The organism is Actinomadura sp. NPDC048955 (assembly GCF_040649435.1).
GTDB classification, from domain to species: Bacteria; Actinomycetota; Actinomycetes; order Streptosporangiales; family Streptosporangiaceae; genus Spirillospora; species Spirillospora luteofluorescens.
Window position 1 is genome coordinate 22,302 of record NZ_JBEZJI010000010.1, and the last position, 21,994, is coordinate 44,295.

Annotated in this window: 35 protein-coding genes; 33 read left to right on the forward strand and 2 right to left on the reverse strand. The window is 68.2% G+C overall.

What is annotated here, in order from left to right; translation table 11 throughout:
* Positions 1 to 19: 19 nt before the first annotated feature.
* The 27 genes from fusA to AB0C84_RS12935 all read left to right on the forward strand — a co-directional run bounded on the left by fusA (position 20) and on the right by AB0C84_RS12935 (position 16,776).
* The gene (gene fusA, locus AB0C84_RS12805; protein WP_179845940.1) at positions 20 to 2,131 is read left to right on the forward strand and encodes an elongation factor G; all 2,112 of its coding nucleotides are present in this window, start codon (positions 20 to 22) and stop codon (positions 2,129 to 2,131) included.
* 82 nt (positions 2,132 to 2,213) lie between these two features.
* A complete protein-coding gene (gene tuf / locus AB0C84_RS12810) occupies positions 2,214 to 3,407 on the forward strand; it encodes an elongation factor Tu (RefSeq protein WP_179837686.1) in 1,194 nt (397 codons plus the stop codon).
* A 149-nt stretch (positions 3,408 to 3,556) separates the two neighbouring features.
* Positions 3,557 to 3,865, forward strand: coding sequence for a 30S ribosomal protein S10 (gene rpsJ, locus AB0C84_RS12815; protein WP_018657599.1), 309 nt, complete (start codon positions 3,557 to 3,559; stop codon positions 3,863 to 3,865).
* A 15-nt stretch (positions 3,866 to 3,880) separates the two neighbouring features.
* Entirely contained in the window at positions 3,881 to 4,531 is a 651-nt protein-coding gene (gene rplC / locus AB0C84_RS12820; RefSeq protein WP_179845942.1) for a 50S ribosomal protein L3, read from the forward strand.
* On the forward strand, positions 4,528 to 5,130 hold the full coding sequence (gene rplD, locus AB0C84_RS12825) for a 50S ribosomal protein L4 (RefSeq protein WP_258944747.1): 603 nt from the start codon (positions 4,528 to 4,530) through the stop codon (positions 5,128 to 5,130). Before rplC ends, rplD begins: the two co-directional genes overlap by 4 nt.
* A 12-nt stretch (positions 5,131 to 5,142) precedes the next feature.
* Complete coding sequence (gene rplW, locus AB0C84_RS12830; protein WP_339155479.1) at positions 5,143 to 5,442, forward strand: 50S ribosomal protein L23; 300 nt, start codon at positions 5,143 to 5,145, stop codon at positions 5,440 to 5,442.
* Positions 5,443 to 5,487: 45 nt separating this feature from the next.
* A complete protein-coding gene (gene rplB / locus AB0C84_RS12835) occupies positions 5,488 to 6,321 on the forward strand; it encodes a 50S ribosomal protein L2 (RefSeq protein ID WP_141580631.1) in 834 nt (277 codons plus the stop codon).
* Between the two features lie 12 nt (positions 6,322 to 6,333).
* Entirely contained in the window at positions 6,334 to 6,615 is a 282-nt protein-coding gene (gene rpsS, locus AB0C84_RS12840; protein WP_089314946.1) for a 30S ribosomal protein S19, read from the forward strand.
* A gap of 40 nt (positions 6,616 to 6,655) precedes the next feature.
* Positions 6,656 to 7,039, forward strand: a complete 384-nt coding sequence (gene rplV / locus AB0C84_RS12845; RefSeq protein WP_179845945.1) for a 50S ribosomal protein L22 — start codon at positions 6,656 to 6,658, stop codon at positions 7,037 to 7,039.
* Positions 7,039 to 7,893 (forward strand): 30S ribosomal protein S3, encoded by an 855-nt coding sequence (rpsC, locus tag AB0C84_RS12850; RefSeq protein WP_179837682.1) that lies wholly within the window; start codon positions 7,039 to 7,041, stop codon positions 7,891 to 7,893. Before rplV ends, rpsC begins: the two co-directional genes overlap by 1 nt.
* Before the next feature lie 7 nt (positions 7,894 to 7,900).
* Positions 7,901 to 8,320 (forward strand): 50S ribosomal protein L16, encoded by a 420-nt coding sequence (rplP, locus tag AB0C84_RS12855; protein WP_179845946.1) that lies wholly within the window; start codon positions 7,901 to 7,903, stop codon positions 8,318 to 8,320.
* Complete coding sequence (rpmC, locus tag AB0C84_RS12860; protein ID WP_149258921.1) at positions 8,320 to 8,559, forward strand: 50S ribosomal protein L29; 240 nt, start codon at positions 8,320 to 8,322, stop codon at positions 8,557 to 8,559. The genes rplP and rpmC overlap by 1 nt, the downstream gene beginning before the upstream one ends.
* Positions 8,556 to 8,828 (forward strand): 30S ribosomal protein S17, encoded by a 273-nt coding sequence (rpsQ, locus tag AB0C84_RS12865; protein WP_179845947.1) that lies wholly within the window; start codon positions 8,556 to 8,558, stop codon positions 8,826 to 8,828. Before rpmC ends, rpsQ begins: the two co-directional genes overlap by 4 nt.
* 110 nt (positions 8,829 to 8,938) lie before the next feature.
* A complete protein-coding gene (gene rplN / locus AB0C84_RS12870) occupies positions 8,939 to 9,307 on the forward strand; it encodes a 50S ribosomal protein L14 (RefSeq protein ID WP_021596728.1) in 369 nt (122 codons plus the stop codon).
* Positions 9,307 to 9,615 carry a 50S ribosomal protein L24 gene (rplX, locus tag AB0C84_RS12875; RefSeq protein ID WP_141580642.1) on the forward strand — a complete coding sequence of 103 codons (309 nt, stop codon included), beginning with the start codon at positions 9,307 to 9,309 and terminating at the stop codon, positions 9,613 to 9,615. The genes rplN and rplX overlap by 1 nt, the downstream gene beginning before the upstream one ends.
* A gap of 5 nt (positions 9,616 to 9,620) precedes the next feature.
* The gene (rplE, locus tag AB0C84_RS12880) at positions 9,621 to 10,196 is read left to right on the forward strand and encodes a 50S ribosomal protein L5 (RefSeq protein WP_179845948.1); all 576 of its coding nucleotides are present in this window, start codon (positions 9,621 to 9,623) and stop codon (positions 10,194 to 10,196) included.
* Between the two features lie 2 nt (positions 10,197 to 10,198).
* Entirely contained in the window at positions 10,199 to 10,384 is a 186-nt protein-coding gene (locus AB0C84_RS12885; RefSeq protein WP_141580646.1) for a type Z 30S ribosomal protein S14, read from the forward strand.
* A gap of 145 nt (positions 10,385 to 10,529) precedes the next feature.
* Entirely contained in the window at positions 10,530 to 10,928 is a 399-nt protein-coding gene (gene rpsH, locus AB0C84_RS12890; protein WP_089314938.1) for a 30S ribosomal protein S8, read from the forward strand.
* 16 nt (positions 10,929 to 10,944) lie between these two features.
* Complete coding sequence (gene rplF, locus AB0C84_RS12895; RefSeq protein WP_258944748.1) at positions 10,945 to 11,481, forward strand: 50S ribosomal protein L6; 537 nt, start codon at positions 10,945 to 10,947, stop codon at positions 11,479 to 11,481.
* Between the two features lie 2 nt (positions 11,482 to 11,483).
* The gene (rplR, locus tag AB0C84_RS12900; RefSeq protein WP_179845950.1) at positions 11,484 to 11,870 is read left to right on the forward strand and encodes a 50S ribosomal protein L18; all 387 of its coding nucleotides are present in this window, start codon (positions 11,484 to 11,486) and stop codon (positions 11,868 to 11,870) included.
* Positions 11,871 to 11,901: 31 nt separating this feature from the next.
* A complete protein-coding gene (gene rpsE / locus AB0C84_RS12905) occupies positions 11,902 to 12,525 on the forward strand; it encodes a 30S ribosomal protein S5 (RefSeq protein WP_149259522.1) in 624 nt (207 codons plus the stop codon).
* Positions 12,522 to 12,704: a 50S ribosomal protein L30 gene (gene rpmD / locus AB0C84_RS12910; RefSeq protein WP_021596720.1), complete on the forward strand. Its 183-nt coding sequence runs from the start codon at positions 12,522 to 12,524 to the stop codon at positions 12,702 to 12,704. The genes rpsE and rpmD overlap by 4 nt, the downstream gene beginning before the upstream one ends.
* 1 nt (position 12,705) lies before the next feature.
* Positions 12,706 to 13,191: a 50S ribosomal protein L15 gene (gene rplO / locus AB0C84_RS12915; RefSeq protein WP_258944749.1), complete on the forward strand. Its 486-nt coding sequence runs from the start codon at positions 12,706 to 12,708 to the stop codon at positions 13,189 to 13,191.
* A gap of 230 nt (positions 13,192 to 13,421) precedes the next feature.
* Complete coding sequence (secY, locus tag AB0C84_RS12920) at positions 13,422 to 14,717, forward strand: preprotein translocase subunit SecY (RefSeq protein ID WP_361065108.1); 1,296 nt, start codon at positions 13,422 to 13,424, stop codon at positions 14,715 to 14,717.
* The gene (locus tag AB0C84_RS12925) at positions 14,717 to 15,367 is read left to right on the forward strand and encodes an adenylate kinase (RefSeq protein WP_179845952.1); all 651 of its coding nucleotides are present in this window, start codon (positions 14,717 to 14,719) and stop codon (positions 15,365 to 15,367) included. The genes secY and AB0C84_RS12925 overlap by 1 nt, the downstream gene beginning before the upstream one ends.
* A gap of 107 nt (positions 15,368 to 15,474) precedes the next feature.
* Positions 15,475 to 16,299 carry a type I methionyl aminopeptidase gene (gene map / locus AB0C84_RS12930; protein WP_361064821.1) on the forward strand — a complete coding sequence of 275 codons (825 nt, stop codon included), beginning with the start codon at positions 15,475 to 15,477 and terminating at the stop codon, positions 16,297 to 16,299.
* A gap of 30 nt (positions 16,300 to 16,329) precedes the next feature.
* A complete protein-coding gene (locus AB0C84_RS12935; RefSeq protein ID WP_361064824.1) occupies positions 16,330 to 16,776 on the forward strand; it encodes a DUF1707 domain-containing protein in 447 nt (148 codons plus the stop codon).
* Between the two features lie 43 nt (positions 16,777 to 16,819).
* On the opposite strand, the gene AB0C84_RS12940 is transcribed toward AB0C84_RS12935, so the two are convergent.
* Both AB0C84_RS12940 and AB0C84_RS12945 read right to left on the reverse strand, forming a co-directional pair.
* Complete coding sequence (locus AB0C84_RS12940; RefSeq protein ID WP_258944752.1) at positions 16,820 to 17,635, reverse strand: phosphodiesterase; 816 nt, start codon at positions 17,633 to 17,635, stop codon at positions 16,820 to 16,822.
* Between the two features lie 231 nt (positions 17,636 to 17,866).
* A complete protein-coding gene (locus AB0C84_RS12945; RefSeq protein WP_361064828.1) occupies positions 17,867 to 18,514 on the reverse strand; it encodes a hypothetical protein in 648 nt (215 codons plus the stop codon).
* A 260-nt stretch (positions 18,515 to 18,774) separates the two neighbouring features.
* Between AB0C84_RS12945 and infA the strand changes: the two genes are divergently transcribed.
* The 6 genes from infA to AB0C84_RS12975 all read left to right on the forward strand — a co-directional run bounded on the left by infA (position 18,775) and on the right by AB0C84_RS12975 (position 21,968).
* Positions 18,775 to 18,996: a translation initiation factor IF-1 gene (gene infA, locus AB0C84_RS12950; protein WP_018657567.1), complete on the forward strand. Its 222-nt coding sequence runs from the start codon at positions 18,775 to 18,777 to the stop codon at positions 18,994 to 18,996.
* Positions 18,997 to 19,062: 66 nt separating this feature from the next.
* Complete coding sequence (gene rpmJ, locus AB0C84_RS12955; protein WP_021596712.1) at positions 19,063 to 19,176, forward strand: 50S ribosomal protein L36; 114 nt, start codon at positions 19,063 to 19,065, stop codon at positions 19,174 to 19,176.
* A gap of 197 nt (positions 19,177 to 19,373) precedes the next feature.
* The gene (gene rpsM / locus AB0C84_RS12960; protein ID WP_179845957.1) at positions 19,374 to 19,754 is read left to right on the forward strand and encodes a 30S ribosomal protein S13; all 381 of its coding nucleotides are present in this window, start codon (positions 19,374 to 19,376) and stop codon (positions 19,752 to 19,754) included.
* Between the two features lie 48 nt (positions 19,755 to 19,802).
* Positions 19,803 to 20,204, forward strand: coding sequence for a 30S ribosomal protein S11 (gene rpsK, locus AB0C84_RS12965; protein ID WP_021596710.1), 402 nt, complete (start codon positions 19,803 to 19,805; stop codon positions 20,202 to 20,204).
* Between the two features lie 20 nt (positions 20,205 to 20,224).
* Positions 20,225 to 20,851, forward strand: a complete 627-nt coding sequence (gene rpsD / locus AB0C84_RS12970) for a 30S ribosomal protein S4 (protein ID WP_179845958.1) — start codon at positions 20,225 to 20,227, stop codon at positions 20,849 to 20,851.
* A gap of 103 nt (positions 20,852 to 20,954) precedes the next feature.
* A complete protein-coding gene (locus AB0C84_RS12975; protein ID WP_179845959.1) occupies positions 20,955 to 21,968 on the forward strand; it encodes a DNA-directed RNA polymerase subunit alpha in 1,014 nt (337 codons plus the stop codon).
* Positions 21,969 to 21,994 lie beyond the last annotated feature (26 nt).

The following is a 21,994-nucleotide window of genomic DNA, read 5'->3' on the forward strand; positions in this document are numbered from 1 at the left end:
AGACGACGCGAGGACGGCAGTGGCTACCAAAACCGGTGTAGACCTGGCCAAGGTCCGCAACATCGGGATCATGGCCCATATCGACGCGGGCAAGACCACCACGACCGAGCGCATCCTGTACTACACGGGGATGAGCTACAAGATCGGTGAAGTGCACGACGGCGCCGCCACCATGGACTGGATGGAGCAGGAGCAGGAGCGGGGGATCACCATCACCTCCGCCGCCACCACCTGCGAGTGGCCCGTCGACGACGTCAAGCACACGATCAACATCATCGACACCCCCGGCCACGTCGACTTCACCATCGAGGTGGAGCGCAACCTGCGGGTGCTCGACGGCGCGGTCGCGGTGTTCGACGGGGTCGCCGGCGTGGAGCCCCAGTCCGAGACGGTGTGGCGCCAGGCCGACCGGTACGGCGTGCCGCGCATGTGCTTCGTCAACAAGCTCGACCGGGTCGGCGCGGAGTTCCACCGCTGCGTCGACATGATCGAGAACCGGCTGAGCGCGACGCCGCTGGTGCTGCAGCTGCCGATCGGCGCCGAGTCCGACTTCAAGGGCGTCGTCGACCTCGTCCGGATGAAGGCCCTCGTGTGGAACGAGGAGGCCAAGCTCGGCGAGATGTACGACACGATCGACATCCCCGAGTCGCACGCCGAGACGGCCCGCGAGTGGCACGACAAGCTCGTCGAGACCCTCGCGGAGAACGACGACGAGATCATGGAGCTGTACCTGGAGGGCAACGAGCCCACCGTGGAGCAGCTGCACGACGGCATCCGGCGCGCGACGATCGCCGCGAAGCTCACCCCGGTGACCTGCGGCACGGCCTTCAAGAACAAGGGCGTGCAGCCGCTGCTGGACGCGATCGTCCGCTACCTGCCCTCGCCGCTGGACGTGGAGGCCATCGAGGGCCACGCCGTCCGCGACGAGGAGAAGGTCCTCGTCCGCAAGCCGAGCGAGGACGAGCCGTTCTCCGCGCTGGCGTTCAAGATCGCGAGCGACCCGCACCTGGGCAAGCTCACCTTCGTGCGCGTCTACTCCGGCGTGCTGGAGTCCGGCGCGAACGTGATGAACTCCGTCAAGGAGCGCAAGGAGCGCATCGGCAAGATCTACCGGATGCACGCCAACAAGCGCACCGAGATCGAGCGCGCGGGCGCCGGCGACATCGTCGCGGTGATGGGTCTCAAGCAGACCACCACCGGCGAGACGCTGTCGGACGACAAGAACCCGATCGTGCTGGAGTCGATGAACTTCCCGGCGCCGGTCATCCACGTCGCGATCGAGCCGAAGACCAAGGCCGACCAGCAGAAGCTGGGCACCGCGATCCAGCGGCTGGCCGAGGAGGACCCCTCCTTCCAGGTCCGGACGGAGGAGGACACCGGCCAGACCGTCATCTCGGGCATGGGCGAGCTCCACCTGGAGATCCTCGTCGACCGGATGAAGCGGGAGTTCAAGGTCGACGCCAACGTCGGCAAGCCGCAGGTCGCCTACCGCGAGACGATCACTCGCAAGGTCGAGAAGGTCGAGTACACCCACAAGAAGCAGACGGGTGGCTCCGGCCAGTTCGGCCGCGTGATCATCGACCTGGAGCCGCTCGGCGGCGGGTCCGACGGTTACGAGTTCGAGAACAAGGTCACCGGCGGCCGCATCCCGCGGGAGTACATCCCGTCGGTCGACACGGGCTGCCAGGAGGCCGCGGAGTTCGGGGTCCTCGCCGGCTACCCGATGGTGGGCGTCAAGGTCACCCTGCGGGACGGCGCCTACCACGAGGTCGACTCCTCGGAGATGGCGTTCAAGGTCGCCGGTTCCATGGCGTTCAAGGAGGCCGCCCGCAAGGCGTCCCCCACGCTGCTGGAGCCGATGATGTCCGTCGAGGTCACCACGCCCGAGGACAACATGGGCGATGTGATCGGCGACCTCAACAGCCGTCGAGGTCAGGTCCAGTCCATGGACGAGCGGCACGGCATGCGCGTCATCAAGGCGCTCGTGCCTCTGTCCGAGATGTTCGGCTACGTGGGTGATCTGCGCAGCAAGACCCAGGGCCGGGCTGTCTTCACCATGCAGTTCGACTCCTACGCCGAGGTTCCCGGGAACGTCGCGCAGGAGATCATCGCCAAGGCGCGGGGCGAGTAAGCACCCGGGCCTGCCCACAGATCACCAAGACGTAAACGAAGCGGTCGTCTAGGCGGCCGAGGATCGCAACAAGGAGCAACCAGTGGCGAAGGCCAAGTTCGAGCGGACGAAGCCGCACGTGAACATCGGCACCATTGGACACATCGACCACGGTAAGACCACGCTTACCGCGGCGATCACCAAGGTGCTCCACGACAAGTACCCGGACCTCAACCCCTTCACGCCGTTCGAGGACATCGACAAGGCGCCGGAGGAGCGCGAGCGCGGCATCACGATCTCGATCGCGCACGTCGAGTACCAGACCGAGGCGCGGCACTACGCGCACGTGGACTGCCCGGGTCACGCGGACTACATCAAGAACATGATCACCGGTGCGGCGCAGATGGACGGCGCCATCCTCGTGGTCGCCGCGACCGACGGCCCGATGCCGCAGACCAAGGAGCACGTGCTCCTGGCCCGCCAGGTCGGCGTCCCCTACATCGTCGTCGCCCTGAACAAGTGCGACATGGTGGACGACGAGGAGATCCTGGAGCTCGTCGAGCTCGAGGTCCGCGAGCTGCTGTCGGAGTACGAGTTCCCGGGCGACGACGTCCCGGTCGTGCGCGTCTCCGCCTTCCAGGCGCTGCAGGGCGACGAGAAGTGGTCCGCCTCGATCGTCGAGCTGATGGACGCGGTCGACGAGAACGTGCCGGAGCCGGTGCGTGACACCGAGAAGCCGTTCCTGATGCCGATCGAGGACGTCTTCTCGATCACCGGCCGCGGCACCGTCGTGACCGGCCGCATCGAGCGCGGTGTCGTCAACGTCAACGAGACCGTCGACATCATCGGCATCAAGCCGGAGTCCACCTCGACCACCGTCACCGGTGTCGAGATGTTCCGCAAGCTGCTCGACCAGGGCCAGGCGGGCGACAACGTCGGCCTGCTCCTGCGCGGCATCAAGCGCGAGGACGTCGAGCGCGGCCAGTGCGTCATCAAGCCGGGCACGAACACCCCGCACACCGAGTTCGAGGCGCAGGTCTACATCCTGTCCAAGGACGAGGGCGGCCGCCACACGCCGTTCTTCAACAACTACCGTCCGCAGTTCTACTTCCGGACCACGGACGTCACCGGCGTGGTGAACCTCCCCGAGGGCACCGAGATGGTCATGCCGGGCGACAACACCGAAATGCGCGTCGATCTGATCCAGCCCGTCGCCATGGAGGAGGGCCTGAAGTTCGCCATCCGTGAGGGTGGCCGGACGGTCGGCGCCGGTCGCGTCACCAAGGTCATCAAGTAACACCTCTCGTCACGCGGCGGCCCGGTCGTCGGGCTCCCTGCTTTGGCGGGGGTCCGGGGGTCGCCCCCCGGAAGCAGACACTGCCGGGCCGCCGCGTCACGACCAGTGAAGTAACCAGCGGCACTACAGCAAAGGACACCGAGGCCACCATGGCGGGACAGAAGATCCGCATCCGGCTCAAGGCCTACGACCACGAGGTCATCGACACCTCCGCGAAGAAGATCGTTGAGACGGTGACGCGGACGGGCGCCAAGGTCGCGGGCCCGGTGCCGCTGCCGACCGAGAAGAACGTGTACTGCGTCATCCGTTCGCCGCACAAGTACAAGGACAGCCGCGAGCACTTCGAGATGCGCACGCACAAGCGGTTGATCGACATCATCGACCCGACGCCCAAGACGGTCGACTCGCTGATGCGACTCGACCTTCCGGCCGGCGTTGACATCGAGATCAAGCTCTAAGGGACGCACCGAGAGATGAGTACGCAGAGGAAGGGCGTCCTGGGCGAGAAGCTCGGCATGACCCAGGTCTTCGACGATGAGGGCCGGATCGTTCCGGTGACCGTCGTCCAGGCCGGGCCGTGTGTCGTCACCCAGCTCAAGAGCCAGGAGAAGGACGGCTACACCGCCGTTCAGATCGGGTTCGGGCAGATCGACCCGCGCAAGGTGAACAAGCCGAGCACGGGTCACTTCGAGAAGGCCGGCGTCACGCCGCGCCGCTACCTCGTCGAACTGCGGGCAGACGACACCACCGAGTTCGAACTCGGCCAGGAGATCACCGCCAGCGTCTTCGAGGCCGGCCAGAAGATCGACGTTACCGGCACGAGCAAGGGCAAGGGCACCGCCGGTGTCATGAAGCGCCACGGCTTCAAGGGCCTCGGCGCCTCGCACGGCACCCAGCGCAAGCACCGCTCGCCGGGTTCGATCGGCGGCTGCGCGACCCCGGGTCGCGTCTTCAAGGGCCTCCGCATGGCGGGACGGCACGGCAACGCCCGTACCACCGTGCAGAACCTGACCGTCCACGCCATCGACGCGGAGAAGAACCTGCTGCTCATCAAGGGCGCGGTTCCCGGTCCCAACGGCGGCGTGGTGCTGGTCCGCGACGCAGTGAAGGGAGCGGGCAAGTGACTTCGAAGCTCGACATCGACCTGCCCGCCGAGGTCTTCGACGCGAAGACCAGCGTGCCGCTGATCCACCAGGTCGTGGTGGCGCAGCTGGCCGCGGCGCGCCAGGGCACGCACGCCACCAAGACCCGGGGCGAGGTCTCCGGCGGTGGCAAGAAGCCGTACCGGCAGAAGGGCACCGGTCGCGCCCGCCAGGGTTCGACCCGCGCGCCCCAGTTCGCCGGCGGCGGCGTCGTGCACGGCCCGCAGCCGCGGGACTACTCGCAGCGGACGCCCAAGAAGATGAAGGCCGCCGCGCTGCGCGGCGCGCTGTCCGACCGCGCCCGGTTCGGCCGGGTGCACGTGGTCGACAACCTCATCGAGGGCGACACCCCGAAGACGAAGACGGCGCTGAAGGCGCTGCGCGACGTCACCGGGGCCAAGCGCGTCCTGCTGGTCCTGGACCGCGAGGACGACGTGACCTGGAAGAGCCTGCGCAACGAGCCGAGCGTGCACGTGATCGTCTCCGACCAGCTCAACACGTATGACGTGCTGGTGAACGACGACGTCGTCTTCACGAAGGCGGCGTACGACGAGTTCGTCTCGCGCGCGAAGAAGAAGTGAGGAGGGTCGCACATGAACAAGATCGCTGACCCCCGCGACATCATCATCGCGCCGGTCGTCTCGGAGAAGAGCTACGGGCTGCTGGACGAGAACAAGTACACCTTCGTCGTCCGCCCGGACGCCAACAAGACGCAGATCAAGCAGGCCGTCGAGTCGGTGTTCGGTGTCAAGGTGACGAACGTGAACACGATCAACCGGCAGGGCAAGCGCAAGCGCACGCGGTTCGGCTACGGCAAGCGCAAGGACACCAAGCGCGCCATCGTCAGCCTGGCCGAGGGCGAGCGGATCGACATCTTCGGCGGTCCGGCCTAAGCAGGCCGGTCCGTCCCGAAGACAGACAAGGGATGAACGAAAAAGATGGGCATCCGTAATTACAAGCCGACGACTCCCGGTCGTCGCGGCTCCAGCGTGGCCGACTTCGTCGAGGTCACGCGCCGCGAGCCGGAGAAGTCGCTGCTGCGTCCGCTCCCCAAGAAGGGCGGCCGCAACAACCACGGCCGCATCACGACCCGGCACCAGGGCGGCGGTCACAAGCGCGCGTACCGCGTGATCGACTTCCGCCGGCACGACAAGGACGGCGTCCCGGCCAAGGTCGCGCACATCGAGTACGACCCGAACCGCACCGCGCGGATCGCGCTGCTGCACTACGCGGACGGCGAGAAGCGCTACATCCTCGCCCCGCGCGGCCTGCGCCAGAACGACCGGGTGGAGAACGGGCCGGGCGCGGACATCAAGCCGGGCAACTGCCTTCCGCTGCGCAACATCCCGACCGGTACGGTCGTGCACGCCATCGAGCTTCGCCCCGGCGGCGGCGCCAAGATCGCCCGCAGTGCGGGCGCCGGCGTCCAGCTGCTGGCCAAGGAGGGCAAGTACGCCACGCTGCGCATGCCCTCCGGCGAGATGCGGATGGTGGACGTGCGCTGCCGCGCGACGGTCGGCGAGGTCGGCAACGCCGAGCAGTCGAACATCAACTGGGGCAAGGCCGGCCGCATGCGGTGGAAGGGCAAGCGCCCGACCGTCCGCGGCGTGGCCATGAACCCGATCGACCACCCGCACGGTGGTGGTGAGGGCAAGACCTCCGGTGGCCGGCACCCGGTGAACCCGGCCGGTAAGAAGGAAGGCCGCACTCGCCAGGCGAACAAGTCGAGCGACCGGCTGATCGTCCGTCGTCGCAGCAAGAAGAAGCGGTAGGAGTCGCTCGTCATGCCACGTAGCCTGAAGAAGGGCCCGTTCGTGGACGACCACCTGATCAAGAAGGTGGACGTGCAGAACGAGAAGGGCACCAAGAACGTCATCAAGACGTGGTCGCGGCGCTCCATGATCGTGCCGGACATGATCGGTCACACGATCGCCGTGCACGACGGCCGCAAGCACGTCCCGGTGTTCATCACCGACTCGATGGTGGGACACAAGCTCGGCGAGTTCGCGCCGACGCGGACGTTCCGCAGCCACGTCAAGGAAGACCGCCGCAGCCGCCGAGGCTGAGCAGGCAGAGCAGTTAGCACGTAGGAGAGAGGGAACAGCGATGGAAGCCAGGGCCCAGGCGCGGTTCATCCGCGTCACGCCCAGGAAGGCCCGCCGCGTGGTGGACCTCATCCGCGGCCTGCCTGCCGCGGAGGCTCAGGCGGTGCTGCGGTTCGCCCCCCAGGCAGCGAGTGAGCCTGTGGGCAAGGTGCTGGCGAGTGCCATCGCCAACGCCGAGCACAACTTCAAGCTCGACTCGGGGACGCTCGTCGTCAGTCGCGCGTGGGTGGACGAGGGGCCGACGCTCAAGCGTTTCCGCCCCCGCGCCCAGGGCCGGGCTTACCGCATCAACAAGCGCACGAGCCACATCACCGTGGTCGTGGAGTCGCGAGACGACGCTGTGGCCGCGTCCGGCGGCGGTAAGAAGACGAGGAGGGCCCGGTAGTGGGTCAGAAGATCAACCCGCACGGGTTCCGGCTCGGCATCACCACCGACCACAAGTCCGTGTGGTTCGCCGACAAGCTCTACAAGGACTACGTCAAGGAAGACGTCCAGATCCGGCGCATGCTGCAGAAGGGCATGGACCGGGCGGGCATCTCCAAGGTGGAGATCGAGCGGACCCGTGACCGCGTCGAGGTCAACATCCACACCGCCCGGCCGGGCATCGTCATCGGCCGCCGCGGCGCGGAGGCCGAGCGCCTGCGCGGCGACCTGGAGAAGCTGACCGGCAAGCAGGTCCGGCTGAACATCCTCGAGGTCAAGAACCCCGAGATCGACGCGCAGCTCGTCGCGCAGGGCGTGGCCGAGCAGCTGTCCAGCCGCGTCGCGTTCCGCCGCGCCATGCGCAAGGCGATCCAGTCCGCGATGAAGTCCGGCGCCAAGGGCATCAAGGTCCAGTGCGGCGGCCGTCTCGGCGGCGCCGAGATGTCGCGGTCGGAGTTCTACCGCGAGGGCCAGGTCCCGCTGCACACGCTGCGCGCCGACATCGACTACGGGTTCTACGAGGCCCGGACGACGTTCGGCCGCATCGGCGTCAAGGTGTGGATCTACAAGGGCGAGGCCGCGCAGACGCGCGCCGAGCGCGAGCAGCAGGCCGCGCAGCAGCGCGCCGCGGGCGGCGGCGGTGGCCGCGAGCGCCGCGGTGAGCGTCGCGGCGGCGGCCGTGGCGGCCGTGGCGGACGCGGCGGTGCCGGCGGTGCCGGTGGCGGCGGCGGCCGTGGCGGCGAGCAGAAGCAGCAGCAGGGTTCCGAGCAGCCGGCGCCGACCGCCGAGGCTGCTCCGCAGGGTGAGGGGAGCTGAGTAACCGATGCTGATCCCTCGCAAGGTCAAGCACCGCAAGCAGCACCACCCGAAGCGCCGCGGCATGGCCAAGGGCGGCACGAGGGTGACGTTCGGCGAGTACGGCATCCAGGCCGTCGAGAGCGCGTACGTGACCAACCGGCAGATCGAGGCCGCGCGTATCGCCATGACCCGCCACATCAAGCGCGGCGGCAAGGTCTGGATCAACATCTTCCCGGACCGTCCGCTGACCAAGAAGCCCGCCGAGACCCGCATGGGCTCCGGCAAGGGCTCCGTGGAGTGGTGGGTGGCCAACGTCAAGCCGGGTCGCGTCCTGTTCGAGATCTCCTACCCGAACGAGGACGTCGCCCGGGAGGCGCTCACCCGCGCGATCCACAAGCTCCCCATGAAGTGCAAGATCGTGAAGCGAGAGGTGGGTGAGTCCTGATGGCCAAGGGTCTTACCGCCGACGAGCTGCGGACCGAGCCCGAGGACGTCCTGGTCACCAAGCTCAAGGAGGCCAAGGAGGAGCTGTTCAACCTCCGCTTCCAGGCCGCCACCGGCCAGCTTGAGAGCCACGGGCGGCTGCGCACCGTCAAGCGCGAGATCGCCCGCATCTACACCGTGATGCGGGAGCGCGAGCTCGGCATCGTGACGGTCGAGGACGCCGCGGAGGGCAACGAATGACCGAGCAGACGACCGAGCAGCGGAGCAGCCGCAAGATCCTTGAGGGTCTCGTGGTCAGCGACAAGATGGACAAGACCGTGGTCGTGTCCGTCGAGGACCGTGTGAAGCACCCCAAGTACCACAAGGTGATCCGCCGCACGAAGAACTACAAGGCGCACGACGAGGCCAACGAGTGCGGCGTCGGCGACCGCGTCCGTCTCATGGAGACCCGCCCGCTGTCGGCCACCAAGCGGTGGCGCGTGGTGGAGATCCTCGAGAAGGCCAAGTAGGGCCGCAGGCCCGCGGGACCCCGTCCCGCTATTGACCACAGTCTGGTTCCACCAGGCTCGGCGCCCGCGAAGGGGGCGCCGAGAACCGGTGTGACGAACAGGAGTTAGACGTGATCCAGCAGGAGTCGCGACTCAAGGTCGCCGACAACACGGGTGCGAAGGAGATCCTTTGCATCCGCGTTCTCGGCGGCTCGGGTCGGCGCTACGCGGGAGTCGGCGACATCATCGTCGCGACGGTGAAGGACGCCCTTCCCGGCGCCGGCGTGAAGAAGGGTGACGTCGTCAAGGCGGTCGTCGTGCGCACCCGCAAGGAGCGCCGGCGCCCGGACGGCTCCTACATCCGCTTCGACGAGAACGCCGCCGTCCTCATCAAGGACGGCGGCGACCCCCGCGGCACCCGTATCTTCGGCCCGGTGGGCCGCGAACTGCGCGAGAAGAAGTTCATGCGCATCATCTCGCTCGCGCCGGAGGTGCTCTGATGAAGATCCGTAAGGGCGACGAGGTCATCGTCATCGCCGGCAAGGACAAGGGCGCGACGGGCAAGGTCCTGCGCGTCATCCCGCGCGAGGAGCGCGTCGTCGTCGAGGGCGTCAACCTCATCACCAAGAACATCAAGGCCGACCAGCAGCGTGCCGGCAAGGAGAGCGGTCGCGTCACGGTCGAGGCGCCGCTGCACGTCAGCAACGTCGCGATCGTCGAGGACGGCAAGCCGGCCCGGGTCGGTTACCGCACCAACGACGACGGCACGAAGGTCCGGATCTCGCGCCGTAGCGGTAAGGAGATCTGAGACCGATGACCGAGACCGTTACCGAGCGTCCCGTGCCGACGCCGAGGCTGAAGGTGCGCTACCGCGAGGAGATCGCGGGCCAGATGCGCGAGCAGTTCGGCTACGCCAACGTCATGCAGGTCCCCTCGCTGACCAAGATCGTGGTCAACATGGGGGTCGGCGACGCGGCCAAGGACGCCAAGCTGATCGAGGGCGCGATCCGCGACCTGGCGGCGATCACCGGGCAGAAGCCCGCGGTGAACCGGGCCCGCAAGTCCATCGCGCAGTTCAAGCTGCGCGAGGGCATGCCGATCGGCGCGCACGCCACGCTGCGCGGCGACCGGATGTGGGAGTTCCTGGACCGCCTGCTCGCCACGGCGCTGCCCCGTATCCGTGACTTCCGCGGGCTGTCGCCGAAGCAGTTCGACGGCAACGGCAACTACACCTTCGGGCTGACCGAGCAGGTCATGTTCCACGAGGTCGACCCCGACAAGATCGACCGCTCGCGGGGCATGGACATCACGGTCGTGACGTCCGCGAAGACCGACGACGAGGGCCGGGCGCTGCTCAAGCTCCTGGGCTTCCCCTTCAAGGAGAACTGAGCATGGCGAAGAAGTCGCTGATCGCCAAGGCGGGGCGGAAGCCGAAGTTCGGCGTGCGCTCCTACACTCGGTGCTCGCGCTGCGGGCGTCCGCGCTCCGTCTACCGGAAGTTCGGCCTGTGCCGAGTCTGCTTCCGGGAGATGGCCCACCGCGGCGAGCTGCCTGGCATCACGAAGTCCAGCTGGTGACCGCGTCCCCGGAGCGCGCTCCGGGGACGGCGGGAGCCGGCCTGTAATGACCAACCGGGCGCCTGAGAAGGCGCCCACGACCGCGCCAAAGGTCCACGGGCCGCATCAACCCGAGGAAACCGTGGCGAGGGAGGGCCAGTAGGCCATGACGATGACCGACCCGATCGCAGACATGCTGACGCGTCTGCGCAACGCGAATTCGGCGTACCACGACTCCGTGGCGATGCCGTACTCGAAGATCAAGGCGCACATCGCCGAGATCCTCCAGCAGGAGGGCTACATCTCGGGCTGGACCGTGGAGGACGCCGAGGTCGGCAAGAAGCTCCTGATCGAGCTGAAGTTCGGCCCGACCCGCGAGCGTTCGATCGCCGGCATCAAGCGCGTCTCGAAGCCGGGTCTGCGCGTGTACGCGAAGAAGGACAACCTGCCGAAGGTCCTGGGCGGGCTGGGCGTCGCGATCATCTCGACGTCCTCGGGCCTGATGACGGACCGTCAGGCCGGCAAGCGCGGAGTGGGCGGGGAAGTCCTCGCCTACGTTTGGTGAGGGGAGGGCACAACAAATGTCTCGTATCGGACGTCTCCCCATCAGCGTGCCGAGCGGCGTCGAGGTGAAGCTCGACGGCCGCAAGGTCACCGTCAAGGGCCCAAAGGGCACGCTCTCGCACACCGTCGCCGACCCCATCGAGGTCACGCAGGAGGACGGCCGCCTGGTCGTCTCCCGGCCGAACGACGTCAACAAGGTGCGCGGTCTGCACGGGCTCACCCGGACGCTGATCAACAACATGGTCGTCGGTGTCACCGACGGCTACAAGAAGACCCTGGTCATCCAGGGCGTCGGCTACCGGGTGGTGGCCAAGGGCAAGAACGTGGAGTTCTCGCTCGGCTACAGCCACCCGATCCCGTTCGAGGCGCCGGAGGGCATCACCTTCACGGTGGAGAGGCCGACGCAGCTCGTCGTCGAGGGCATCGACAAGCAGCTCGTCGGTGAGATCGCCGCCCGCATCCGCAAGCTGCGCAAGCCCGACCCGTACAAGGGCAAGGGCGTGCGCTACGAGGGCGAGCAGATCCGCCGCAAGGTCGGAAAGGCTGGTAAGTAGTCATGGCAGGCACCAAGACCCTGGCCGGCAAGGCCACGAGCGGTCGCCAGCTTGCTCGCAAGCGCCGGCACCTGCGGGTCCGCAAGAAGGTCGTGGGCACCGCCGCGCGGCCGCGCCTGGTCGTGACCCGCTCCAGCCGGCACGTGTTCGTCCAGGTCATCGACGACGACAAGGGCCACACGGTGGCCAGCGCGTCGACGATGGAGGCGGACCTGCGCGCCGACTCCGGCGACAAGACGGCCAAGTCCCGCAAGGTCGGCGAGCTCGTTGCCGAGCGGGCCAAGCAGGCCGGCGTCCACGCGGTCGTGTTCGACCGCGGCGGCAACAAGTACCACGGCCGCATCGCCGCTGTCGCGGACGGTGCCCGTGAGGGGGGCCTGGAGCTGTGAAGGCCCTTTACAAGGCGAACGAGAGGAACCACTGATGGCAGCGCAGAGGCGTGGTGGCGGTCAGGGTGGCGACCGTCGCGACCGCCGCGACGACCGCCGCGGTGGCGCCGACAAGGGCCAGTCGTACATCGAGAAGGTCGTGGCGATCAACCGTGTCGCCAAGGTCGTGAAGGGCGGTCGTCGCTTCAGCTTCACCGCCCTGGTGATCGTCGGTGACGGCAACGGCACCGTCGGCGTCGGCTACGGCAAGGCCAAGGAGGTGCCCGCGGCGATCGCCAAGGGCGTCGAGGAGGCCAAGAAGCACTTCTTCAAGGTGCCGCGGATCCAGGGCACGATCCCGCACCTGGTGCAGGCGCGCGACGCGGCGGGCGAGGTCCTGCTCCGTCCGGCCAGCCCCGGTACCGGCGTCATCGCCGGTGGCCCGGTGCGCGCGGTCCTGGAGTGCGCCGGCATCCACGACGTGCTGAGCAAGTCGCTGGGCAGCGACAACGCGATCAACATCGTGCACGCCACGATCGCGGGTCTGAAGTCGCTGAAGCGTCCCGAGGAGATCGCGGCCAAGCGCGGCCTGCCGATCGAGGACGTCGCCCCGGCGGCCATGCTGCGCGCGCGCGCCGCCGGCAGCGAGCCGAGGGCGGAGGTCGCGTCGTCGTGAGCAACCTGAAGATCACGCAGACCAAGTCCGTGATCAGCGAGAAGCAGAACCAGCGTGACACGCTGCGCACCCTGGGCCTGAAGAAGATCGGGCAGAGCGTGGTCCGCGAGGACCGCCCCGAGGTGCTCGGCATGATCCGGACGGTGGCGCACCTGGTCACCGTCGAGGAGGTCGACTGACATGGCGGCTGATCTCGGTAAGGACTCCGCCGCGGAGACCGAGGGCACCCCGCTCAAGGTGCACGACCTGCGTCCGGCCCCCGGCGCCAACAAGGCCAAGACCCGCAAGGGCCGCGGCGAGGCGTCCAAGGGCAAGACAGCCGGTCGCGGCACCAAGGGCACCAAGGCCCGCAACACCGTCCCCGTCGGTTTCGAGGGCGGCCAGATGCCCCTGATCCGCCGGCTGCCGAAGCTCAAGGGCTTCAAGAACCCGAACCGGGTCGAGTTCCAGGTCGTGAACCTGGACAAGCTCGCCGCGCTCTACCCCGAGGGCGGCGAGGTCACGGCAGAGGACCTGGCGACCAAGGGCGCGGTGCGCCGCGGCCGTCCGGTCAAGATCCTCGGCACGGGCGACATCTCCGTCGCGGTCCAGGTGAAGGCGCACGCCTTCTCCGGCGCCGCCAAGGAGAAGATCGCCGCCGCCGGCGGATCCGCCGACGAGCTGTAAGAAGGAACACCTTCGATGCCGGGGCCGTGCCCGCAGGAGGCCCGGGGCCGTGAGGCCACCGGGTCCGGCGGGGCGGCCCCGGTGTCATCTGCTGTTAGAGTCACACGAGCGAAGGTACTCGGCGTGAGATTGCGCACTCTGCCGTCACACGGGGTATTCTCCGCCCGAACTCATGGACCTGAAACCGCCCCCTCGGCGGCCATGAACCCGCCAGTCGCGCAGGAGGAATGGTGCTGACCGCGTTCGCTCGGGCTTTCCGTACGCCTGACCTGCGTAAGAAAATCCTCTTCACGTTGTTCATGATCGTGGTGTTCAGGATCGGTTCGATCCTGCCGACGCCCAACGTGAACGTGAAGGTGCTGAAGGAGACCGCGGACGCGGCCAAGGACAGCAACCAGCTCTACGGCCTGGTCGACCTGTTCAGCGGCGGCGCGCTGTTGAAGCTGTCGGTCTTCGCGCTCGGCATCATGCCGTACATCACGGCCAGCATCATCTTGCAGCTGCTGACGGTGGTGATCCCGCGGCTGGAGGCCCTCAAGAAGGAGGGCCAGGCCGGCACGACCAAGATCACCCAGTACACCCGGTACCTGACGGTCGGGCTGGCGATTTTGCAGGCGACCGGCATCGTCGCGATGGCGAGCACCGGTCAGTTGTTCCAGGGCATCTCCGGCAGCGGCGACATCCTGTACGACAAGGGCATCTTCCCGATCGTCACCATGGTGATCATCATGGTGTCCGGCACGACCGTCATCATGTGGCTGGGCGAGCTGGTCACCGACCGTGGCGTCGGCAACGGCATGTCGATCCTGATCTTCACCCAGGTGGTGGCGGTCTTCCCCGCCCAGTTCTGGAGCATCTACAAGACCAAGAACGGGTTCGTCTTCGCGATCGTGATCCTGGTGGGTCTGGCGATCATGGCCGGGGTGGTGTTCGTCGAGCAGGCGCAGCGGCGCATCCCCGTCCAGTACGCCAAGCGGATGGTGGGACGCCGCATGTACGGCGGCACCTCGACCTACATCCCGCTGAAGGTCAACCAGGCCGGCATCATCCCGATCATCTTCGCGTCCTCGCTGCTCTACCTGCCGGTTCTGGCCACCCAGTTGTGGCCCAACACCAAGTGGCTGCAGAAGGTGCAGCCCTATCTCCAGCAGGACAACGCCTGGCACATGGGGATCTTCTTCGTCTTCATCATCTTCTTCACGTACTTCTATGTGGCGATCACCTTCAACCCCACTGAAGTCGCCGACAACATGAAGAAGTATGGTGGATTCATCCCAGGTATCCGTCCTGGTCGGCCGACCGCCGAGTACCTCGACTTCGTGCTGACCCGGATCACCACACCCGGTGCGCTCTACCTGGGGCTCGTGTCCCTCATCCCGATGGTCGCCTTCGCACTCATGAAGGCGAGCTCGGACTTCCCGTTCGGCGGCACGAGCATCCTCATCGTCGTCGGCGTCGGACTGGATACCGTGAAGCAGATCGAGAGTCAGCTCCAGCAGCGCAACTACGAGGGCTTCCTCCGGTAGTGCGTATCGTCCTGGTGGGCCCCCCGGGTGCGGGCAAGGGGACGCAGGCCCAGTTCATCGCATCTCATCTGTCGGTCCCGAAGATCTCGACAGGTGACATCTTCCGCGCGAACGTCAGCGGCGGGACGCCGCTCGGCCGGCAGGCCAAGCAGTACATGGACCGCGGCGACCTCGTCCCCGACGAGGTCACGATCGCGATGGTCCGCGACCGGCTCGGCGAGGACGACGCCCGCGACGGGTTCCTGCTGGACGGGTTCCCGCGCAACGTCCCGCAGGCCGAGACGCTGAAGAAGATCCTCGCCGAGTGGGACACCCGCCTCGACATCGTGCTGGAGCTCGTCGTCGACGAGGACGAGGTCGTCCGGCGGCTGTCGGGGCGGCGCACCTGCGACAAGTGCGGCCGGATCTGGCACGTCGACTTCGACGACAAGCAGGACGACATCTGCGACGACTGCGGCGGTCACCTGTTCCAGCGGGACGACGACAAGGAAGAGGTCGTCATGCACCGCCTGGAGGTGTACCGGCACGACACGTCGCCGCTGGTGCAGTTCTACGCCGACGAGAACATCCTCGTCGGCATCGACGCCACGGGACCGGTCGAAGAGGTCACCAAGCGCGCCCTCACCGCGCTGCGCCCGCTGGAGAAGTGACGGGCCCGCAGGAGAAGTGACGGGCCCGTCGTGGAGCCGTCGGCGCGGACGCGGTGCTCCCGCGTCCGCGCGGCCGTTCCGGCGCGAGAACCGGGGCAAGGGGAGAGATGTTCAAACGGCGTAGGCTCATGATCCAGATGAAGACCCCGGAGCAGGTCGAGCTGATGCGCGCGGCGGGGCTGCTCGTCGGGCGGACGCTGGAGCTGCTGCGCGAGGCCGCCAAGCCCGGCATGAGCACCCTGGACCTGGACGCGCTCGCCGAGGAGCACATCCGCGACAACGGCGGCGTCCCGTCGTTCAAGGGCTACCACGGCTTCACCGGGACGATCTGCGCGTCGGTCAACGAGGAGATCGTGCACGGCATCCCGCGGAGCGACAAGATCCTGCGCGCGGGCGACGTGCTGTCCATCGACTGCGGCGCGATCGTCGAGGGCTGGCACGGCGACGCGGCGATCACGGTTCCGCTGGGCGAGGTCACCGACGAGCAGCGGCGGCTGCTGGAGGTCACGGAGGAGTCCCTGTGGCACGGCCTCGCGGCCGGACGCGCCGGCGCCCGCCTCACGGACATCTCTCATGCGATCGAGGCCCACATCCGCTCTCAGGGCCCCTACGGCATCGTGGAGGGCTACGGCGGTCACGGCATCGGGACCGAGATGCACATGGACCCGCTGATCCCCAACCACGGGGCGCCCGGGCACGGGCCCGTCCTGGAGCCGGGGATGTGCTTCGCGGTGGAGCCGATGGTGAACCTCGGCACGAAGGAGACCGCCGAGCTCGACGACGGCTGGACGGTCGTGACGACCGACGGGCGCACCTCGGCGCACTTCGAGCACACCTTCGCGGTCACGGCGGACGGCCCCCGCGTCCTGACGGCGCTCGACGAGGGCCGGGACCGGTTCGCGAACCTCGGATCCGCGCCGCAGAATGGATAGGGAAGGCAGGTCCTGAGGAGCGGAGGAACGATGGCGCCGAACCCTGACATCCGGGCGTCGGACGCCGACCGCGATCGGGTGGCGGCGAGTCTGCGCGAGCACTGCGCGGAGGGCCGGATCACGATGGACGAGCTGCAGGAGCGGCTCGACGCGGTCTACGGGGCGAAGACGGTCGGGCAGCTCCAGGAGGTCACCTCCGACCTGCCGGAAGAGGATCTGTACCAGCTCCCGGTCCCCGCGAAGCAGGCCAAGGGCACCGCGTCGCCGGCGCGGCGGCCGTCCGGCGACCTCGCGACGCAGCGGATGCTGGCTATGTGGGGCGCGTGGGCGACGGTCAGCGCGATCAACCTGACAGTGTGGCTGATCATCCTGGTGACGTCGGGCGCGGTCTACCCCTGGTGGATCTGGGTGGCCGGACCCTGGGGCGCCGTCCTGCTGATGCGCACGATCTTCGGCGGGCGCCAGGACGACCGCTGACGCGCCCGCCCGGCAGGGCCCCGGGCGGCGTGCCCGGCGCGGTTCACTCCACGTCCATCAGGGGCCGGTAGTTCCCGGTCGGGGCGAAGTGGGTGGTGGCGGTGCCGTCCTCGCCGACGAGGTGGAGGGCGAACCCGGCGGGCTCCCCGGTGACGGCCGCGCGGCCCCGCTGGGTGAGATCGAGGAACAGCTGCCGGTAGGTGCTCGGGCAGGTGGTGCAGACCCGTCCCGCCAGGGAGCCGACCGTCGCGCGGTGCGCGTGCCCGGAGATCACCCGCACGACCTGCGGATGCCGGGAGATCACGGCCGCGAAGCCGGCGGGGTCGACGAACCGCAGGTCGTCGATGAACCGCATCCCGATCGGATACGGCGGGTGGTGGGTGGCGATGACGGTCGGGACACCGGGCGCGGCGGCGAGCGTCTCCTCCAGCCAGGCGAGCCTCTCCTCGCTCATGTGGCCGTGGGGATGGCCGTCGACGGTGGTGTCGCAGCAGATCAGGCGCACGCCGGCCACGTCGACGGCGTACTGGACGGGCGCGCCGGGGCCGGTCCCCGTCGCGGCGACCGCCGGGTGGTCGGCGAACATGCGGCGCATCTCGTCGCGGTCGTCGTGGTTGCCGCACATCGGGTAGACCGCCATCGGCAGCGGCGACAGCAGCGCGTGCAGCCGGGCGTACTCGGAGGGCAGCCCGCGGTCGGCGAGGTCGCCGGTGAGGACGACGGCGTCGGGCCGCGCGGGCAGCGACAGCAGGCTCGACACCGCCGACCGCAGCGCGCGGACCGGTCCGGAGTCGTCGTCCATCCGGCCGTCGCGTCCGGCCGCCAGATGGATGTCGCTCAGCTGCGCGATGATCGCCATCGATCCCCTCCCCGTTGCCCCAAGCACATCACGGAACCCCACGCCCCGGGCAGCCCGGGCGAGCGGGCGCCGAGACGATCTTCGCGTCCGCGCGGCGGCACTGTCGACTCGCCCCCGGGTGCCGCGGGCTCAGGGAGCGCTCAGGTGGCGCTCAGTCGGGGCTCAGACGACGCTCAGGCAGACCTTTGGTGGGAGCCGACCCCCGCGCTCCGGCAGCCGGCCGGGCGGCGCTCAGGCGACGTGCGGGATCACCAGGGACAGGGCCGAGGTGACCTCTTCGGGAGCGGGGGCGATGTCGGGGACGACGTCGCGGAGGGCGAGCCAGCCGTTGATGGCCTGGACGGTCGGCTTGGCCTCGATGAGCTGGGGGTCGTCCAGCCCGTACCAGGCGGCGACCTTGGACCACCGCCACAGGCGGTGACCGGCGGTGGACATCTCCGAGGACGGGAAGCCGGTGGCGCCGCGCGCCCCGGTGATCGCGTGCCGGACCGAGTCCAGGGACCGGCCCACCCGCTCGGCGATGTCGCGGATGGTCAGCAGCGGGTCGGCCTCCACCCGCAGGACGTGCAGGCCGGGCGCGCTCTCCTCGACGTGCCCGACCACCTCCATGATCGCCGCGGCGAGGGTGGCGCCCGGCCAGCTGCACGAGGCGTTGCCAAGTCGATCTGCCGAGCGGAGCTCGTCGTTCGAATGGTGGCGGGCGGGGGCTGGAGGACGGGCTGCCGAGCGGAGCTCGTCGGTCGAATGGTGGCGGTCGGCGTGCTGCGGCTCGCTCATGATCGACACCGTGACGGCGCCGTACGTGCGGTCGAACAGCGGGTCGAGCTCGTCCTCGTAGAGGGGTCGGCTGAGGATCAGCGCGAAGTCATAGCTCGGCATGCTGACCCTCCTCGAACGTCGCTCTCCTGGAAAGGTACAACGCGCAGGCGATGTATGCTTGACTCGGGAGCAGTCTCCGGGCACGTATCATGCGTCGATTTCGCATTGCACGGCCGGTTGGCGTAGACTCCCTTGTCGGTCCGTCGACGGCCGCCCGATTCCCCTTCCTGGCGCATCCGCGCCGCGGTGCGGGTTGCGGCCGATTCTCCCCTGGAGAGCCGGGCCGCGTCCAATGAGCCGATCAGCGAAGCGCGGAGGACATGCCCAAGAAAGAAGGGGCCATCGAGATCGAGGGCACCGTCATCGAGTCGCTGCCGAACGCCATGTTCAGGGTGGAGCTCGACAACGGGCACAAGGTGCTCGCCCACATCAGCGGCAAGATGCGGATGCACTACATCCGGATCCTGCCGGACGACCGCGTTGTTGTGGAGCTGAGCCCCTACGACCTCACGCGCGGTCGGATCGTCTACCGCTACAAGTAAATCCCACTGGGGTTGCCTTCCCCGTGCGTGGCGGCGCGGGGGTGACCCTTATCTCTAGGAGACCCAGTGAAGGTCAAGCCGAGCGTCAAGAAGATCTGCAACAAGTGCCGCGTCATCCGCCGGCACGGCCGGGTCATGGTCATCTGCTCCGACCCGCGCCACAAGCAGCGTCAGGGCTGACGCTCACCACCAGCAAGCGCACCGCAGCCTTCACACGGCCGTACGTGCAGGTCCCGGAAACCCGGGGCCGAGCACGTACGGCAGTGGTGTGTGAAGGAGCACCCCCGGAACTTCGGAGGCCGGGGCCGCCACCCGGGCAGGGTGTTCGCGGAGGCGGTGCGTCCATACCTCCGGACGAATGAAGGGAACTGCCCACGATGGCACGCCTCCTCGGCGTCGACCTCCCGCGCGAAAAGCGCCTCGAGGTCGCTCTCACCTACATCTTCGGCATCGGCCGGACGCGGGCGCTGGAGACCCTCTCGGGCACCGGCGTCAGCGGCGACCTGCGCGTGCACCAGCTCGGCGACGACGAGCTGGTCAAGCTCCGCGACTGGATCGAGGCGAACTACAAGATCGAGGGTGATCTTCGCCGCGAGGTCCAGGCGGACATCCGCCGCAAGATCGAGATCGGGTGCTACCAGGGCATCCGGCACCGCCGCGGGCTTCCGGTGCACGGTCAGCGCACGCAGACCAACGCGCGCACCCGCAAGGGCAAGAAGAAGACCGTGGCCGGCAAGAAGAAGGCCGGCAAGAAGTAGTCCGGAGTCGGTCCTCCGGATCGATGACCTCAAGAGTAGAGAGAGCACATGCCTCCTAAGAGCCGTGTCGGCGCCAAGAAGGTGCGCCGCAAGGAAAAGAAGAACGTCGCTCACGGGCACGCCCACATCAAGAGCACGTTCAACAACACGATCGTTTCGATCACCGACCCCAACGGCAACGTGATCTCCTGGGCCTCCTCGGGCCACGTCGGGTTCAAGGGCTCGCGCAAGTCCACCCCGTTCGCCGCGCAGCAGGCCGCCGAGGCCGCCGCCCGGCGCGCGATGGAGCACGGCATGCGCAAGGTCGACGTCTTCGTGAAGGGCCCGGGCTCGGGCCGCGAGACCGCCATCCGGTCGCTGCAGGCGACCGGCCTCGAGGTGGGCTCGATCCAGGACGTCACGCCCGTTCCGCACAACGGCTGCCGCCCGCCGAAGCGTCGCCGGGTCTGAGGCAGGGGAGATCTAGAACAATGGCTCGTTACACCGGTGCGGACTGCAAGCTCTGCCGCCGCGAGAAGATGAAGCTGTTCCTCAAGGGCAGCAAGTGCGAGGGCCCGAAGTGCCCGATCGAGATCCGTCCCTACCCGCCGGGTGAGCACGGTCGCGGTCGGCCCAAGGAGACCGAGTACCTGCTGCAGCTTCGTGAGAAGCAGAAGGCGCGGCGCATCTACGGCGTGCTGGAGCGGCAGTTCCACAACTACTACGTCGAGGCGACCCGCCAGCAGGGCAAGACGGGTGACAACCTGCTCACGCTGCTGGAGCGCCGGCTCGACAACGTCGTCTACCGGGCCGGCTTCGCCAAGTCCCGCGACATGGCCCGCCAGCTCATCCGGCACGGCCACATCCGGGTCAACGGCAAGAAGGTCAACATCCCGTCGGCCCTCGTCGGCGAGGCCGACATCGTCGACGTCAAGGCCAAGTCGATGGAGATGACGCCGTTCCAGGTCGCCAAGGCCGAGGTCGGCGAGCGTCAGGTCCCGGCGTGGCTCGGGGTCGACGGCGAGAAGATGCGGATCCTCGTGCACTCGCTGCCCGTCCGGCAGCAGATCGACGCTCCCGTCCAGGAGCAGCTGATCGTCGAGCTCTACTCCAAGTAGCGGCTCAACGCCCGCCGGGGTCCCGGGTGGGACCCCGGCGGATCGGGGAAGAATCCAGAACGCGGTAGTCAAATAGCGGGCACCGCGGAAAGAAGGCACCACCATGCTCATCGCTCAGCGTCCGACTCTCACCGAAGAGCAGGTCGACGAGTTCCGGTCGCGGTTCACCATCGAGCCGCTGGAGCCGGGCTTCGGCTACACGATCGGCAACTCGCTCCGGCGTACCCTGCTCTCCTCCATTCCCGGTGCGGCCGTCACCAGCATCCGGATCGAGGGCGTCCTGCACGAGTTCTCGACCGTGCCCGGGGTGAAGGAGGACGTCACCGACATCATCCTGAACCTCAAGGAGCTCGTCGTCTCCTCCGAGCACGACGAGCCCGTGGTCATGTACCTGCGCAAGCAGGGCCCGGGCGAGGTGACCGCGGCCGACATCGCGCCGCCGGCGGGCGTCGAGGTCCACAACCCGGACCTGCACATCGCCACGCTGAACAACAAGGCCAAGCTGGAGATGGAGCTGACGGTCGAGCGCGGCCGCGGCTACGTCTCGGCCGCACAGAACAAGCAGCCGGGCCAGGAGATCGGCCGGATTCCGATCGACTCCATCTACTCGCCCGTGCTCAAGGTCACCTACAAGGTCGAGGCCACCCGAGTCGAGCAGCGCACCGACTTCGACCGCCTCATCCTGGACGTGGAGACCAAGCAGGCGATGCTGCCGCGCGACGCGGTCGCCTCCGCCGGCAAGACCCTCGTCGAGCTGTTCGGGCTGGCCCGGGAGCTCAACGTCGAGGCCGAGGGCATCGACATGGGCCCGTCCCCGACGGACGCCGCGCTCGCCGCGGACCTGGCCCTGCCGATCGAGGAGCTGAACCTCACGGTCCGCTCCTACAACTGCCTGAAGCGCGAGGGCATCCACTCGGTGGGCGAGCTCGTCGCCCGCAGCGAGCAGGACCTGCTCGACATCCGCAACTTCGGCGCCAAGTCGATCGAAGAGGTCAAGCAGAAGCTCAACGACATGGGCCTGTCGCTGAAGGACTCCCCGCCCGGGTTCGACCCGAGCGCGGCGGCCGACAACTACGGCGACGACGACCAGGGCTACGCCGAGACCGAGCAGTACTAGGAACCCGAGTCCGGCGGCCGGGGACC

Coding starts and splice junctions, on each gene's coding strand:
- rpsJ (WP_018657599.1), top strand. CDS start 3,557: ATGGCGGGACAGAAGATCCGCATCCGGCTCAAGGCCTACGACCACGAG.
- rplC (WP_179845942.1), top strand. CDS start 3,881: ATGAGTACGCAGAGGAAGGGCGTCCTGGGCGAGAAGCTCGGCATGACC.
- rplW (WP_339155479.1), top strand. CDS start 5,143: ATGAACAAGATCGCTGACCCCCGCGACATCATCATCGCGCCGGTCGTC.
- rplB (WP_141580631.1), top strand. CDS start 5,488: ATGGGCATCCGTAATTACAAGCCGACGACTCCCGGTCGTCGCGGCTCC.
- rpsS (WP_089314946.1), top strand. CDS start 6,334: ATGCCACGTAGCCTGAAGAAGGGCCCGTTCGTGGACGACCACCTGATC.
- rplV (WP_179845945.1), top strand. CDS start 6,656: ATGGAAGCCAGGGCCCAGGCGCGGTTCATCCGCGTCACGCCCAGGAAG.
- rplP (WP_179845946.1), top strand. CDS start 7,901: ATGCTGATCCCTCGCAAGGTCAAGCACCGCAAGCAGCACCACCCGAAG.
- rpmC (WP_149258921.1), top strand. CDS start 8,320: ATGGCCAAGGGTCTTACCGCCGACGAGCTGCGGACCGAGCCCGAGGAC.
- rpsQ (WP_179845947.1), top strand. CDS start 8,556: ATGACCGAGCAGACGACCGAGCAGCGGAGCAGCCGCAAGATCCTTGAG.
- rplX (WP_141580642.1), top strand. CDS start 9,307: ATGAAGATCCGTAAGGGCGACGAGGTCATCGTCATCGCCGGCAAGGAC.
- rplE (WP_179845948.1), top strand. CDS start 9,621: ATGACCGAGACCGTTACCGAGCGTCCCGTGCCGACGCCGAGGCTGAAG.
- AB0C84_RS12885 (WP_141580646.1), top strand. CDS start 10,199: ATGGCGAAGAAGTCGCTGATCGCCAAGGCGGGGCGGAAGCCGAAGTTC.
- rpsH (WP_089314938.1), top strand. CDS start 10,530: ATGACGATGACCGACCCGATCGCAGACATGCTGACGCGTCTGCGCAAC.
- rplF (WP_258944748.1), top strand. CDS start 10,945: ATGTCTCGTATCGGACGTCTCCCCATCAGCGTGCCGAGCGGCGTCGAG.
- rplR (WP_179845950.1), top strand. CDS start 11,484: ATGGCAGGCACCAAGACCCTGGCCGGCAAGGCCACGAGCGGTCGCCAG.
- rplO (WP_258944749.1), top strand. CDS start 12,706: ATGGCGGCTGATCTCGGTAAGGACTCCGCCGCGGAGACCGAGGGCACC.
- map (WP_361064821.1), top strand. CDS start 15,475: ATGTTCAAACGGCGTAGGCTCATGATCCAGATGAAGACCCCGGAGCAG.
- AB0C84_RS12935 (WP_361064824.1), top strand. CDS start 16,330: ATGGCGCCGAACCCTGACATCCGGGCGTCGGACGCCGACCGCGATCGG.
- AB0C84_RS12940 (WP_258944752.1), bottom strand. CDS start 17,635: ATGGCGATCATCGCGCAGCTGAGCGACATCCATCTGGCGGCCGGACGC.
- AB0C84_RS12945 (WP_361064828.1), bottom strand. CDS start 18,514: ATGCCGAGCTATGACTTCGCGCTGATCCTCAGCCGACCCCTCTACGAG.
- infA (WP_018657567.1), top strand. CDS start 18,775: ATGCCCAAGAAAGAAGGGGCCATCGAGATCGAGGGCACCGTCATCGAG.
- rpsM (WP_179845957.1), top strand. CDS start 19,374: ATGGCACGCCTCCTCGGCGTCGACCTCCCGCGCGAAAAGCGCCTCGAG.
- rpsK (WP_021596710.1), top strand. CDS start 19,803: ATGCCTCCTAAGAGCCGTGTCGGCGCCAAGAAGGTGCGCCGCAAGGAA.
- rpsD (WP_179845958.1), top strand. CDS start 20,225: ATGGCTCGTTACACCGGTGCGGACTGCAAGCTCTGCCGCCGCGAGAAG.
- AB0C84_RS12975 (WP_179845959.1), top strand. CDS start 20,955: ATGCTCATCGCTCAGCGTCCGACTCTCACCGAAGAGCAGGTCGACGAG.